The organism is Symmachiella dynata, assembly GCF_007747995.1.
Lineage (GTDB): Bacteria > Planctomycetota > Planctomycetia > Planctomycetales > Planctomycetaceae > Symmachiella > Symmachiella dynata.
The window spans coordinates 731375-745872 of record NZ_CP036276.1; the positions used below are offsets into that span (position 1 = coordinate 731375).

Annotated in this window: 11 protein-coding genes; 5 read left to right on the forward strand and 6 right to left on the reverse strand. The window is 56.2% G+C overall.

The window, feature by feature from the left end; translation table 11 throughout:
• Window positions 1–108 precede the first annotated feature (108 nt).
• The 3 genes from Mal52_RS02755 to hrpA all read right to left on the reverse strand — a co-directional run bounded on the left by Mal52_RS02755 (window position 109) and on the right by hrpA (window position 5400).
• Complete coding sequence (locus tag Mal52_RS02755; protein WP_145374177.1) at window positions 109–450, reverse strand: hypothetical protein; 342 nt, start codon at window positions 448–450, stop codon at window positions 109–111.
• Between the two features lie 115 nt (window positions 451–565).
• Window positions 566–1150, reverse strand: a complete 585-nt coding sequence (locus Mal52_RS02760) for a prolyl hydroxylase family protein (RefSeq protein ID WP_197534620.1) — start codon at window positions 1148–1150, stop codon at window positions 566–568.
• 326 nt (window positions 1151–1476) lie between these two features.
• Entirely contained in the window at window positions 1477–5400 is a 3924-nt protein-coding gene (hrpA, locus tag Mal52_RS02765) for an ATP-dependent RNA helicase HrpA (protein ID WP_145374179.1), read from the reverse strand.
• Window positions 5401–5582: 182 nt separating this feature from the next.
• Between hrpA and Mal52_RS02770 the strand changes: the two genes are divergently transcribed.
• The 3 genes from Mal52_RS02770 (at window position 5583) to Mal52_RS02780 (ending at window position 8132) form a co-directional block, all read left to right on the forward strand.
• Window positions 5583–5849: a MoaD/ThiS family protein gene (locus Mal52_RS02770; protein WP_145374181.1), complete on the forward strand. Its 267-nt coding sequence runs from the start codon at window positions 5583–5585 to the stop codon at window positions 5847–5849.
• A 216-nt stretch (window positions 5850–6065) separates the two neighbouring features.
• Entirely contained in the window at window positions 6066–7871 is a 1806-nt protein-coding gene (locus Mal52_RS02775) for an aldehyde ferredoxin oxidoreductase family protein (RefSeq protein ID WP_145374183.1), read from the forward strand.
• A gap of 51 nt (window positions 7872–7922) precedes the next feature.
• On the forward strand, window positions 7923–8132 hold the full coding sequence (locus Mal52_RS02780; RefSeq protein ID WP_145374185.1) for a hypothetical protein: 210 nt from the start codon (window positions 7923–7925) through the stop codon (window positions 8130–8132).
• Window positions 8133–8441: 309 nt separating this feature from the next.
• On the opposite strand, the gene epmB is transcribed toward Mal52_RS02780, so the two are convergent.
• Window positions 8442–9473: an EF-P beta-lysylation protein EpmB gene (epmB, locus tag Mal52_RS02785; protein WP_145374187.1), complete on the reverse strand. Its 1032-nt coding sequence runs from the start codon at window positions 9471–9473 to the stop codon at window positions 8442–8444.
• Window positions 9474–9723: 250 nt separating this feature from the next.
• On the opposite strand from epmB, the gene efp reads away from it, so the two are divergent.
• Complete coding sequence (efp, locus tag Mal52_RS02790; protein WP_145374188.1) at window positions 9724–10293, forward strand: elongation factor P; 570 nt, start codon at window positions 9724–9726, stop codon at window positions 10291–10293.
• Window positions 10294–10306: 13 nt separating this feature from the next.
• On the opposite strand, the gene Mal52_RS02795 is transcribed toward efp, so the two are convergent.
• Window positions 10307–10993 (reverse strand): hypothetical protein, encoded by a 687-nt coding sequence (locus tag Mal52_RS02795; protein ID WP_145374190.1) that lies wholly within the window; start codon window positions 10991–10993, stop codon window positions 10307–10309.
• A gap of 401 nt (window positions 10994–11394) precedes the next feature.
• On the opposite strand from Mal52_RS02795, the gene Mal52_RS02800 reads away from it, so the two are divergent.
• Window positions 11395–13095, forward strand: a complete 1701-nt coding sequence (locus tag Mal52_RS02800; RefSeq protein ID WP_145374192.1) for a divalent metal cation transporter — start codon at window positions 11395–11397, stop codon at window positions 13093–13095.
• Window positions 13096–13164: 69 nt separating this feature from the next.
• Here the strand turns inward: Mal52_RS02800 and Mal52_RS02805 are convergent, their stop codons facing one another.
• Window positions 13165–14442, reverse strand: a complete 1278-nt coding sequence (locus tag Mal52_RS02805; protein WP_145374194.1) for a Gfo/Idh/MocA family protein — start codon at window positions 14440–14442, stop codon at window positions 13165–13167.
• Window positions 14443–14498 lie beyond the last annotated feature (56 nt).

Genomic DNA, 14498 nt, shown 5'->3' on the forward strand with positions numbered 1-14498 from the left:
GCGTTAAAAAAAAGAAGTGATCAGATCACTCTTCGCTGAGAAGCGTTTTCGTGGGTGACCTAGTCAGAATTGGCCGGGTGGCGCAGCGACAGGACGTTGCAGCACGTGTTAATCTAAAACGCTAATATACTTAGCTTCGCCAGTCAGGTCGTTGACACACACTGCACGGATATCCCCTCTCGGGTCTTTTACAACGTAATTTGGATCCGGTGGCGTTACGACTACAAGCTCTAGAACGAAGTTGCCGTGCTCGTGCGGTTCTCCAAGCTCCTCTTGATACATTTCCTTAGTCGCATGCGCTATGTGCGCGCATTCGATCACTGTGTGTCCATCATTTTCCAAAAACTCACGTCCAACCTCGATCGCCCTTGCTTTGTCGATTTGGCACATATCGTGTCTTCCGGCGTCATTGAGATGGTCAAGGAAACGGACGAGACGATGAGCTTCCATCCAGTACATTCCATAGTGACAGATCTCCCCCAACTTTCAATCGTATTTGCCTAAAGTGATTATCATTTTCGCGGACGGCTCATGAGAATTTCGAGGCCATCTACGTTCGCCGCCATCACGCCCGCAACTTCGCACCTTGTTTATCCAGGCGTTGTGGGGAGATGGTGATGCTTGTGCCGAGTTCTTGGACGAACAGTGAGACGCGGAATTCTTCGAGGCTCGGATAATTGTCTCCGCCATACATCACATCTGTGCGTAGCACGTATTTCTTCCCTTTCTCAACAACGGCTCCTTCGTGTAGCTGTGGATGATGAAACACGAGGGCTAATCCCGTTTTAGGTTTTACACAGATCAATTCTGGTTCAAAGAATCTCGTTTCACCGCCATCAAAGTCATCGTTCAAATAGACCAGGAACGTAAACTCGCTGCGTTGTCCATTGGTGCGGGCAAAAGAACCGTCGAAATGCGGTTTGAACGTTTGTCCAACTTCATAGCGGTAGAATCGGAATCTTTCGTTGAATCCGACAGGCTTACGATAGGACCAAGTCGGTACCATATGCTGTTCGGCACGTGACCAGAGGTCCTCCGCTAACGCAACATCATCAACCATCACACGACTGTTATTTCGGACGTCCTTCCGCATTTCGAATCCTGACGACGTGGTGATCGGGGCATCATTGAATCCTCGGATTTCACTCATTCGGATGAGTTCTTTGCATTCAGTGTGCGAAAGAAAATTCTGAATCACAAAAACAGAGTCACCGAGTAATTGCACTTTTTGCATCTCAATCACCTAATTAGGTCATCATCCCGATTTACAAGGGAGCCTAATATCAAGGACCACAGAAAACGTCAATTCCTTAGCGGAAGGAACGGGATGCGAAATTATACGCCCATTAGTGCACGCACATTAGCAGTGCGATCCGGCCAACCGGATCCGGCTACCTTCCGAATACCATTGAGACGAATCTGACGGGCACTAGGTTCATCGAATGCCATAGTTTTTGCAATTTTCTTCTACCGCCATCACGCCCGCACCTTTGCCCCTTGCTTATCCAACCGTTGTGGCGAGATCGTGATGCTGGTGCCGAGTTCTTGGACGAACAATGAAACGCGGAGCTCTTCGAGCATCCAGCGGTATTGGATCAGTTCTGGATCGTAGACGCCGCGCTGGTGATGTTCGGCGGCGCGGGTGCGGTAGGCGTTCCAGCGGGGTTGAATGATGGCGTGCTGCTCTTTGTCACGCGGGGCGCCACCCTGGGCGAGTTTGTGGAGGCGTCGGCGAATGCCTTCGAAATAGCGCGGGTATTGTTGCAACCAGTTCCACTGGGTGCGCGTTAAAAAACCGGCTGTGGTCAATTCCTGCAACTGCAATCGCATGTCCGCAACAGCCGCATCCCATCCCTTGCCGGCGGCCGATTCCACAGCAACGAGAGCCTTTTGATAGGCGGTGAGCATCGGTTCTAATAGACCGGCTACCTCTTGCACGGCCCGTCCAATCCGCTCGCTACCAGTGCGTTGCTGCTGTTCAAATTCTTCGGCCGAACGGGGGATGACATTCGTCGGTAAAAAGGCGCGGTCAGTGAGTAATTCGGCGATGCACTGCCGGAATATCGCAGAATCTGGCAGCGTTGCTGCGTTGAGCAAGATGCGATCGATGTTCGGTAGCCAATCGGCCTGCGCTTTCAATTCGCGGCGCTCCGCTAGATAAAACAACCGCCGCAATCCGCCACGGGTTTCGAAGGTCGCCTTGAGCGGACAATCCAACAACCGTAGATTCACTGCTTCGCCGGTATCGATCAGCGCGGGATACCCATTGAGCGCTAAGCCACCATGCTGAATGTCGACCCGTTTGGGAAGCTCGCCGAAGTCCCACGTCACGATGCCGTCGCGGTTCCAAGTGGGATCGTCGATGGCGGAGAAATTCGCGGCCGCGGCCGCGCCTAGGCTCTTGCGGATTTTCGTCAGGTCCCGCCCCTCGCCAAGCGCTTCGCCTTCGGAGTCGATCACGCGGACGTTCATCCGCAGATGATTGGGCAATTGCACCTGTTGAAACTCCGACGCAGCACAACGGGTGCCGGCGATCTCCGCCAACTTGTCCGCCACCGCCGTTGCGAAATCGCCTTCCCCAAAGGTAATTTCCGCCGCCACCTTGCGAGCTGTCTCGGCCAAGGGATTCAAACTTCGCCGCGAGGATTTGGGCAGCGATTTAATGAGCGCCAGAATCTTCTCTTCAATCAATCCCGGCACAAGCCATTCCAACCGGTGCGGCTGCAATTGATTCAGGCCGGCCTGCGGAATCGTCAACGTTACGCCATCTTCGTCGCTGCCCGGCTCGAGATGGTACTCGAGCGGTAATTGCATTGTGTCGATGGTGATCGCATCGGGGAAATCGGTATCGGTGACAGCTTCGGAATGGTCGACCAACAGATCCGCTTGCGTCATGTGCAAGATGTTTGGCGTGGTCTGCTCAACTTTACGGAGCCACTTCCGCAATCGTGCTCCATCATAGGCATGCGGAGGGATGCGGCTGTCGTAAAATTCGTAGCGGGCTTCCTCGCCCAACAAAAAATCGCGGCGGCGCGACTTGGCGGCCATCTCTTCGAGTTGTTCGATGAGTTGCTGGTTGTGCGCGAAAAACTTGACCGGGGTCTGCCAGTCGCCTTCGACCAGTCCATGTTGAATAAACATCTCTCGCGCCACCGGCGCATTGACGCTGCCGTAGGGAATCCGCCGGCGCGGAATGATCGGCAGGCCAAAGAGCGTCACTTTTTCATACGCCATTACCGATCCGGTTTCAGGAACCCAATGCGGTTCGCTGTGCGTGCGGACGACGAGGTGACCGGCCAGCGGTTCAATCCAATTCGGATTGATGCGGGCAACAACGCGGGCGTAGCGCCGTGTGGTTTCGACCAATTCGGCAGCGACAACCCACTTTGGTTTTTTCTCAAACGTCGCCGACCCGGGCCACAGGTTTAGCTTTTGTCCACCGGCACCGGTGTATTCATAGGTGTCGGTCCGGTTCGCGATCCCGGATAATAATCCGGTCAGCAGGGAGCGATGAATGGCATCGTAGTCATCACGGCGGGGCTGTTGCTTGAGTTTGTTCTGCTCGACGATTTGCAACAGTTGTCGGTGAATTTCCTGCCATTCCCGCATGCGGTTGTAGGAGAGAAAATTCTGCTGGCAGGCCTTGCGCAACCGATTCCGCGAAAGGTCATGTTTGAGACCTTCGTAGAAATCCCACAGTTTCAAGTAGCCCAGAAAGTCCGATTCTTCGTGGACAAATTGTTCATGGCACGTGTCGGCCGCCTGTTGTTTATCGACGGGGCGTTCGCGGGGGTCTTGCAGTTCCAATGCGGCGGCGATGATCAGCACTTCCCGCAAACAGTTTTCTTCGTGAGCGGCCAAGACCATCCGCCCCACGCGAGGATCGACAGGCAGACGGCTCAGTTTGCGGCCGATGTCGGTCAGTTGATCGCGGTCGTCAATCGCACCCAACTCAAACAGCGTGCTATAGCCTTCGCGAATGGCAATGGGTTTGGGCGGATCGAGGAATGGGTATTCTTCGATGGCGCCCAGTTTCAGCGACAACGTCTGCAAAATGACCGCTGCCAGGTTGGTCCGTTGAATCTCCGGCGAGGTGAATTCATCGCGCGTCAGGTAATCTTGCTCGCTGTAGAGACGAATACAAATCCCCGGTCCCAAGCGGCCGCAACGGCCTTTACGCTGGTCGGCCGACGCGCGGGAAATCGGTTCGATCGGCAGACGTTGAACCTTTGACCGGGCGGAGTACCGGCTGATGCGCGCAGTTCCCGCATCGATCACGGAACGAATCCCCGGCACGGTCAACGAAGACTCAGCGACATTGGTCGCGATCACAATACGGCGATGGTTGTGAGATTGAAAAACGCGGTTTTGCTCAGCAGTCGATAAGCGACCGTAGAGCGGAAGGATCTCGGTCCCTTTCCCCATCCGGCTGCCGGCGATTTGTCGTCCGCGCAATGCTTGTGCCGTTTCGCGGATGTCGCGTTCGGTCGGCATGAAGATCAACACGTCGCCATCATCTTCGGCGGTTAGCTCCTCGACCGCATTCAGTACGCCCCGCTGCAGATCGGCCTCGTCGCTGTCATTGTCTCCTTCGAGCGGGCGATAACGGACTTCGACGGGATAGGTCCGTCCCGAAACTTCGATCACCGGCGCCGGTCCCGTCGCCGTGGCAAAATGTTCGCTGAATCGCTGGGCATCGATCGTGGCTGACGTGATGATCAATCGTAGTTCCGGGCGTTTGGGCAACAACCGTTTGACGAAGCCCAGCAGAAAGTCGATATTCAACGACCGTTCGTGTGCTTCGTCGATAATGATCGTGTCGTACTGATTAAGAAATGTGTCCCCCTGCGATTCGGCCAACAAGATGCCGTCGGTCATCAGTTTGACATACGTGCGGGGGCTGGTCGCATCGGTGAAACGAATTTTAAAGCCCACCGACTGGCCGACCGTGCTGCCCAATTCTTCGGCGACGCGGGCGGCGACGGAACGGGCGGCGATGCGCCGCGGTTGGGTATGCCCGATCATGCCATCGATACCGCGTCCCATGTCGAGGCAGATTTTAGGCAATTGCGTCGATTTACCCGATCCGGTCTCGCCGCTGACAACCACAACTTGATGGTTGGCAATCGCATCGGCGATTTCCTGCCGCTTAGCGAAGATTGGCAGTTCTTCATCAAAAGTCACCGTCGGACGGCCTGCGAGCCGCGATTTCCTCAGCTGCACGCTCTGCTGGACCTCGTCCGCCAGCCGGGCCAGATTTTTATCAAACGGCTGTTTGCGCTGTTGGGCTTGGCGAATGGACCGTGCGCGACGGCGCAAGCGATGCCGATCCGCCGCCAGGGCATGCTGGATTTGCCGTTCAAGAGCGGCCAGTGAAGGTTCGGGGGGCGCGGAGGACATCGAATTGATTATTGCAAAAAACGGGGCCGTAGACGTGCGATATGTTAGCGAAGCAGCGCAAGGTAAACAATCAGATCCCGCGGTGGAATTGCAAAGCGGCAGCACAACCGATAGGACAGATGGTGTGGCAATCGTTGTCGACACGTAACGACCGAGAGTGGTTCGGGAGGTGAGGGGATTGTATGCCGATTCATGTGGAGTTATTTGGAATTCCGCGACAACGCGCCGGTGTGAAGGAATTGGACGTTACGGCCGGTGATTTGCAATCGCTGTTATTGGCCATCGGTCGCGAACTTCCGCAATTACTTGATGTTTGCCTGGACCACGACGGTCGCCTCAAATCGGGCTATCTGGCAAACATCAACGGCCGCGCCTTCGTCACCGCCGCCGAAACCCCACTAACCGACGGCGACAACGTCCTCATCCTCTCCGCCGACGCAGGGGGGTAGAACTCGAGGCGATGCGATTTATTTAGCCACAGATTGAACACAGATCAAACACAGATAAAAGAAAAAGATAAAAGCTATAGACGTCTAGTTGATAAATGTCTGCCAATGCATGTTGGCAAATCCCGACCACAAGGCAGCGGATGCACAGATCTGTGTTTGATCTGTGTTCAATCTGTGGCCAAGAGTTCTAATAAAATACGCGTAAAAGAAGAAATCATGCCCTCCACACCGCCCGGTTATCATGGTCGCTATTTGCGTGTGGATTTGTCTGCGCGTACGGCGGTTGCGGTGCCGATTCCGGGGGAGGTTTTGCGGCGGTTTGTGGGGGGGAGCGGGCTGGGGACTTGGATCTTGCTGCAGGAAAGCAGCGATGGGTTCGACCCGTTGGCGGCTGAGGCGCCGTTGTTGTTTGTGTTCAGCCCGTTGGTGGGGAGTCCGCTGACGACGTCGGCCAAGTTCGTGGTGATGGGCAAGTCGCCGCTCACACAGCGGATCAACGATTCGCTCTCGTCGTCGCACTTTGCGATCGCGGGGAAAAAAACGGGTTACGACGCACTAGTGATTGTGGGCGAAGCCGAACAACCGACTTGCTTGGTGATTGAGCCGGAAAGTGTGCGTTATGAGCCTGCCCAGGCGGCGTGGGGCCAGAGCAGTAGCGCTGCCTCGGAAACCTTGAGCCAACAACTCGGCCAGGGCTTTCGTTTTGCTGCGATCGGACCAGCCGGTGAAAACCTGGTGCGGTATGCCACGATTTCGCATGACGGTCGGCACGCGGGACGCGGCGGCATGGGGGCGGTGATGGGGGCTAAGCAACTCAAGGCGGTTGCGGTGCGCGGTGATCGGCTCACTCCGTTTCATGATGCGGAGGGGCTCGTTGCGCTGAGTAAAACGCTGTCGAAAAAATCATTCGGCCCGGCGACAGCCAAGTACCGTGAATTGGGGACAGCGGGAAACTTGTTGGCGTTCAACCGGCTGGCGGTATTACCGACGCGCAACTTTCAGACATCCACGTTCGAGGGCGCAGCCACGCTGGCGCCGGAGGCGATGGCGGTCTCGCACGAACGAACCCGCGCGTCGTGTGCCGCTTGTACCATCGGTTGTGAGCACATTTATCATCGCCACGACAACCAGGCCGGCGTGCGGATGGAATATGAAAACCTGTTCGCCTTGGGACCGCTGTGCGGCATCGCCGATCCTGAAGCGGTATTGGCCGCGTCGGCGCTGTGTGATGAACTGGGCATGGACACGATCAGCGCCGGCGCCACGATCGCTTTCGCCATGGAGTGCGCTGAACGGGGTTTCTTAAAAGCTGCGGACCTGCGTTTTGGAAATAGCGCCGCCGTGTTGTCGATGCTCAGGCAAATCGGAGCTCGGCAAGAGTTGGGGGATCTGTTGGCCGAAGGGTCGCGGATTGCTGCGGCGCAGATCGGACAAAACACGTCGGACTTTGCACCGCACGTGAAGGGACTCGAGTTGCCCGGTTATGAACCGCGGGCGCTACAAACGATGGCGTTGGGTTTTGCCGTCGGGACGCGCGGCGCGGATCATAATCGATCGGGGGCCTATGAAGTTGATTTCAGCGCGCAGTTTGACCGCCTGCATGCCGGTCCGGAGGTCGTCGCTCCGGCGATTGAAACCGAAGACCGTGCTGCGCTGATGGATTCTTTGATCCTCTGTAAATTTCTGCGGGGCGTTCTCGTTGATTATCATGAGGAGTTGGCCGAGATGTTGAATTTGATCACCGGATTCGGTGTCACGGCTGATGAATTGCGGACGACGGCGCAGCGGATTGTGACGGCCAAGAAACTGTACAACATCAAACAAGGCTGGACACCCGCCGAAGATACGCTGCCCGCGCGGTTTCTAACCGATCCGCTTCCGGAGGATTCCGGTCCGAGCGGCGGTGCGAATTTATCACCCAAACAGTTGAGTGAATTGGTGGCGGCGTATAATCTGGGGCGTGGTTGGGATCGCGACGGTTGGATTCCTGATTCACGACTGCTGGAGTTAGAAGTGGAGTAGGTCCTCGTTTTCGCGCAAGTTAGCGCAAGGCCTGTGGGAGACGCTCAGCAAATGTCGCTCAGTTTCGTTGTGGGAAATTTTACCATCTGGCTCTTTGCCGGCGGTTTTGCGCTGTTGCTGGTTGTGCTCGTCGTACAGCGGATCTTCAATCCATCCCGCGAGCTGGAAAAACAAAAATGCCCCGGCTGCAGCCGCGCGATTGCCCGCATCGCCGATTTCTGTCCCGACTGCGGCAAACCATGGCCGTTTGGAAAGACATGAACGCAGTCGTGGCTGCACTGCAGGCAGTCTAGGTTTGCGCGGCGTAAGCGAATTTTATGCAGGGGCTTCCGTTGAACCTCGCGGAATCACACGCGTTGGTCAATCACCCGCCAGCTCGAATCCCATTGGCATCGTTTCGCGAATCACACTCGCGCGTCGTCTGTCACGGAGCGCACAATGCGACCGCAAGCGGTCGGTTTGGGATTGGTGAGAATCTCGCTCAGAAATCTGTGTTTGATCTGTGTTCAATCTGTGGCTAAGAAAATCACGGCTACGTTTGACTGCGGCTCCGTCGCGCTGCGAACTTCTTTACAACGGCGTCTTGTGTAACTCGCCGGCGATTTCACGGACGAATTGCGGCACCGCGTAACCGGGCAGTCGTTTGCGCAATTCCGCTATGATGCCGCGCCCGGTTTGTTCCGGAACTTCAAAGTGAGCCGCGCCGCTCACGCGGTCGAGTTGGTGTAGGTAGTACGGAATGACTCCCAAATTGACCAGACGTTCGCACAGCTCGGCTTGGGACGCGGTCGTATCGTTGATGCCTCTGAGCAGTACGGCTTGATTCAGGACCGTCACACCGCCACGCACCAATTCGCGCAGCGCGGCTGCGCAGTCGCCTTGCAACTCGTGGGCATGATTGGCATGTACCACAACAATCGGTGTCAATCGCGTTGAGGTGATCATCTCCAACAATGTGCTAGTGACACGTTGCGGCAACACGATCGGCAGTCGGGTGTGAATCCGTAAGCGGCGCAAATGCTCGATACGATCCAACCGCTCGATAAACATCGCCAGCCGCGCATCGGTCAGCATCAGCGGATCGCCGCCGCTGAGGATAATTTCGTGCAAGGATGAATCGGCCGCGATATCGGCGAACGCTGGTTCCCAGTCCTCCATCGTTCGCGGTTCTTCGCCGTACGGAAATTCGCGGCGGAAGCAGTACCGGCAATGCACCGCACAGGCACCGGTCGTGATCAATAGCGCCCGCCCGGTATATTTTTGCAACAGCCCGGGCGAGCGATGTGCCTGGGCATCACCAACCGCGTCGGCAGAAAATCCATCGACGACCGTTTCCTCGGCCGCCAACGGCAGGACTTGCAACAACAGCGGATCGCGAGGATTCCCTGGTTCGATCCGCTCTAAGTAGTTTCGCGGGACCAACAGGGGGAATAACCGTGCGGCCCGGCGAGCCGGTTCGCGATAATCATCACCCAATCCCAGCAGGTCAACTAGTTCATCGGGATCACGCACGGCAGCGGCTAAGGCGAGATGCCAATTCGCTGTATCCTGTTGCAGTGAAAGTGTTTGGCGCGTGGTGGCGGGAGGTGTTGGCACGAGGATTCACCTTGCGGGAAAACGCCCAAGGTTTTGAAAATCAGAATGGGTCATGTCGCAGCACTGAAGTGTATGGCAGCATGATCACGGTAGGTCCTCACGGTAGCTAAGCGGAGAGGATTTTGCTATTCTCGCGGCGATTTGTACGACCAAAACAGGTCTTCGGACCGCTTGTTTTACTGATTTAAAAAACAGCGGCGGCACAGATTGCTGTGTTGCTTGGCTTTCATTCACCAGAGTTTTTCGAGTTCAATTCATGCCACAGATCAACGCCGGCGACTTTCGTAAAGGGGTTAAGGTCATCATCGAAGGTGAACCTTACAACATGCTGGAATGCAACTTCGTCAAGCCGGGCAAAGGGCAAGCCCTGTACAAAACGCGGTTGAAGCACCTCTTCAAGGGCACGATTCTGGATCGGACCTACAAGAGTGGTGATAGCCTGGAAGGCGCCGATGTTCGCCAAGGCGAAGGTCAGTTTACCTATCGCGATGGCGACAATCTGGTCTTCATGGACAACGAAACCTACGAGCAATACCCATTGGCCTTGGACGCTTGCGGAGACGCGGCGCAGTATCTGCAAGAAGGGATGACTTGTGGGCTGCTCTATTGGAATGAGCAATTGATCGACATCACGGCTCCTCCGCACGTCGTCTTGGAAGTCACCTATACCGAGCCAGCCGCGCGGGGAAATACTGCCAGCTCCTTGACCAAACCGGCCACGGTGGAGACAGGTGCCACGATCACAGTTCCGGCATTTGTCGAAACCGGCGAGAAGATCAAAATCGATACGCGAACCGGCGATTACATCGAACGCGCTCGCGAGTAATCGATCCGCCGTCTCAGGCGGCTTTGGCCGACGCGGCTTGTGGCGCCAATTTCGTGGTCGCGGCGACTGGTAAAGCCACACGCGGGAAGTGATAGACCACCATCAGCGCCAATCCCGCCGCAACGAACTCCGCGACTTCCTCGAAGCTCCGTCCGGCGAACGTGCTGTTCAACCAGGTGCGATCGGAGATCTGCGAAGCGGTCAATGTGGTGATCCATGCTAAGCCAAAAATGGCCCATGGCTCGGCTCGTTTTAAATCGCGCAGAGTCGGTCCCGCCATCCGCAATACAAATGTCGCAATGATGGCAATGACAGAAATCACAAACGCCCCGAAAAACAGCTTTTGCCACAGAGGGATCTCAGGCATCAGGTAAAATTTCAAAAGCGTATAGTGTTCGCTGAGAAACTCCAGCCGATGCAAGTCGTGCTCGCGACCGGCGTAAATTGCCAAACCACAGGCCAACAAGCCGAGGTTCACCCGATTTTGCGGACAACGAATCGCGAGCGTTGCAGCTGAAAGCGTTGCCACGACTAGAATCACCAATGTTCCCATCTGCACGAGTCCCTCGTCAGCGATATACGCTTCGCCGACCTCCGGTCCGGAATACGTGAGCGCTAGCAGCATCGCGGCGCCCATGACAAACCAGATGGTTATCAACTGCAGAATACGGTCGTATTGTTGTTTCTGTGGAGTTTTCAACTTCTAGAGTCTCGCAGAATTCTCGGTCAGCGGACGGAGTTGGAATTCACCAGCCTGGAGCAGAGGCTCGCGAATAAGGGGCGGGGATCATAATGAGGCGTCCCAACCCCGGCAAGGTGAATTTAACAGGTTCGCCCCATCTCAAAAGAGGCCGTTATCAGGTTGATTCTGCAGAAACGCACCCGCTCCGTATTCTTCCCAAAAAGTGTAGCGTCGCGGTTGAGTTGTTTCGCATTGTCGATTTGGGATAGGATGGCTGTCTTAAAACTCCAAGCCTACGAATTCCACCTGTGGCGCCGTTCGTCGCCACGGATTTACACCAATAAAACACCGATCGATCGAGTGTTGCAGCCTCGCTGAGCGACTAACGACGGCTGCCTGACGGGAAAGAGACAGACACCATGCCGACTGAATTAGAAGATGCCCAACAAAGCCCGGAACGGCAGATGCTCATCGAAGCAGCAGAGAAAGGCAGCGGAGCAAAACTTTGGACCTACCTGCGGCTCTCCGGTCCCGGTTGGTTGCAATCAGCGATCACACTCGGCGGCGGTTCGTTGGCGGGTAGTTTGTATCTGGGAGTGCTGGCCGGTTACAGCCTGATGTGGTTGCAAGTCATGGCCATGGTGATGGGCGTGATTATGCTCAGCGCCATTTCCTACGTGACCCTCTCCACCGGCAAACGGCCATTTCAGGCAATCAACGATCACATCAATCCGGTACTGGGCTGGGGGTGGGCCATCGCCACGTTGGTGGCAAACATCGTTTGGTGCCTCCCGCAATTCAGCCTCGGCACAGCCGCGGTGACTCAAAACCTGTTACCCAACATGACCTCAGATACGGACATCGCGATCATCTGCGCCGTGATGTTGACCATCGCCATCATCATTACGTGGTTCTACGATAGCGGAAGTTGGGGCATCCGTCTCTATGAAGGCATGTTGCGCTTGCTGGTCGGCGCGATCGTGATTTGCTTTTTTGGCGTGGTCATCAAAATCAGCCTCAGCGGCGAAGGTTTGCCGTGGGACGAAATCATGGCCGGGTTCGTTCCCAATCTCAATATGTTGAGCCAACCGGCAGCCACGTTCAAAGAAGCTTTGGCCGCCACGGGAGGCTCCTCTGATTTCTGGTCACAAATGATTGTGGACATGCAACGCGACGTGATGATCACCGCGGTGGCGACCGCTGTGGGGATCAACATGACGTTTCTGCTGCCGTACTCCATGTTGCGTCGCGGCTGGGATAAACATTTTCGTGGATTGGCCGTGTTCGACTTATCGACCGGCATGGCGATCCCGTTCATCATGGCCACCGGCTGCGTGGTGATCGCCTCAGCCAGTCAATTCCATGCCAAGCCGGCAGCGGGGTTACTGGATGATGGATCGGGCGTCACGGCCCCGGCGAAAATGGTGTCCGCCTATCAAGGGATTCTGCAATCCCGCGTTAGCAATCAAGCGGGTGCCGACTATGCCAATCTCAGCGACGACGAAAAACAAAAACTGGCCGATGCACTGCCCGAAGGGGACAAACGGATGGCAGCCATGCTGGTCAAACGCGACGCCTTCAATCTAGCGAATTCACTGGCACCGCTGATCGGTCGTGACTTTGCGAATTATGTCTTCGGGTTCGGCGTACTGGGCATGGCGCTCTCGACGATCACAATTTTGATGCTGATTTCCGGATTTACATTCTGCGAAATCCTGGGACTTCCCCCCGAGGGGCTGCCGCACCGTTTGGGGTGCATGGCGCCGGCGATCGGCGTGCTGGGGCCGTTTGTCTGGTCCGGAAAAGCCGCGTTTTGGCTGGCGGTACCCACCAGTGTGTTCGGCATGGTCCTGCTACCGATTGCCTACGGCACGTTCTTTTTAATGATGAATAGCCGCAGCATCCTGGGCAGTAATCTTCCGCAGGGCGGAAAACGTATCTTTTGGAACGTCCTGATGCTAATCGCCCTGTCGCTCTCCGCCTTCGGCGCAGGTTGGGCGATTTGGTCCAAGTCACAATGGTACGGCGTCGCCGGGGCGGCCGCATTTTTGGGGCTGGCACTGATCGTGCATTTCATCCGTCCGCCGAAACCAGGGCCGATTGCGACCGAAACGCCGTAAGGTGTCGCGAGCATCTCGCAATGGCGCGAGCAAATCGTTTCGGCCGATCGCTCAGCCCCGTGACTAAGCTCAAGAAGGTTGGGCTGCCAAGTCCGCCAACGGATGCGTGCGTGATTCTAAGGGCAGTTGTACGCGCTCGCCGTTTTTAACGTGCGAGGCAAACGCCGCATGAATCATCTCCACGATCGCGCGGCCATCTTCGGCGCTGGAGAGTGGTGGGCGGTCTTCCGATACAGCGGCCAGAAGATCGCGGGTTGCTAGAATGTGCTTCGAGACCAGTTTCCCAAGATTGTCAATCGGCTCCGGCTTGCCGATGCCGGCGCTGCTGATCGGGATCCAAGGTCGTGGCTTGTCCGTCGGTAAGAAAGGATTTCCCGGCACCAAGTGCGCCAAAGGTTCAATATCGATGCGGAAATCCATGAACCCTTTGTTGCCGATCAATTGCACTCCAAAATTGGCTTCCTTGACCCCTTGGTTTTTGATCGAGTCGAAGTACATGGGGATCCCGCTTTCCATTTCGTAACGGGCAAACAGACGATCCCCAGCCAACGGGCCTAGCCCTTCACCACCCTCGACAACATCCTCCTTTGTAACCGGCCGCGTCCCATTTAACAGCACAGCCGAACAGGCAGTCGCGTTTCCGCCGTAATAGTGGGCTAAATCCAACAGATGCGTGCCCAAGACCCAAATGTCCTGCGCGCCACCGCGGTGGTCCTCCTTGCCACGGCAACGAATCTCCAGCAAATCGCCGATCACTCCCTCCTTCAGAGCGGCCATCGCCACCGGAACAGCTGGGTGATAGCGATTGCGATGCGCCAGCCCCAAACGCGTTCCGGACTTTTCGCAGGCCGCCACGATTTCATCCGCCTCCTGCGGGGTACGGCAGAACGGCTTCTCGCAATAAATGCCCTGCGCGCCTGCGTCGATCGCGGCCAGAATCATGTCGCGATGTTCGTGAAGATGCCGCGGGCTGACTGCGACGATATTGGGCTGCGTCTGTTTGAGCATTTCGCGGTAGTCGGCAAAATCCGGAACCATGCCGATTTTGCGATTGCAAGCAGCACGGCCTTTGTCGTTGGCATCGGCCAAGCCGACAATCTCGGTTTCCGGCAGGCTTAGCCAGACAGTATCCAATCCGTGGCCGTAATTCCCCTGGCCGGTATGTCCGATGACGCCCACCCGCCATTTTTTCTCCGGAGCAGCCTGGGCAAAATTCGGAAGCATGGCCGTTGCCGCTGCTGCCGTGGCGGTGGAAAGGAACAGTCGCCGATCGACTCCAGGATCTTGGGCACAAGCTGCTGTGTGGATATCGTTCGTGTGGTTGCGACGGGACTGATCAGGACGCATGAGTCACTCTCCGGATGAACGTTCGAGACGGTGCTATACCGCCGTGAAGTAAGACA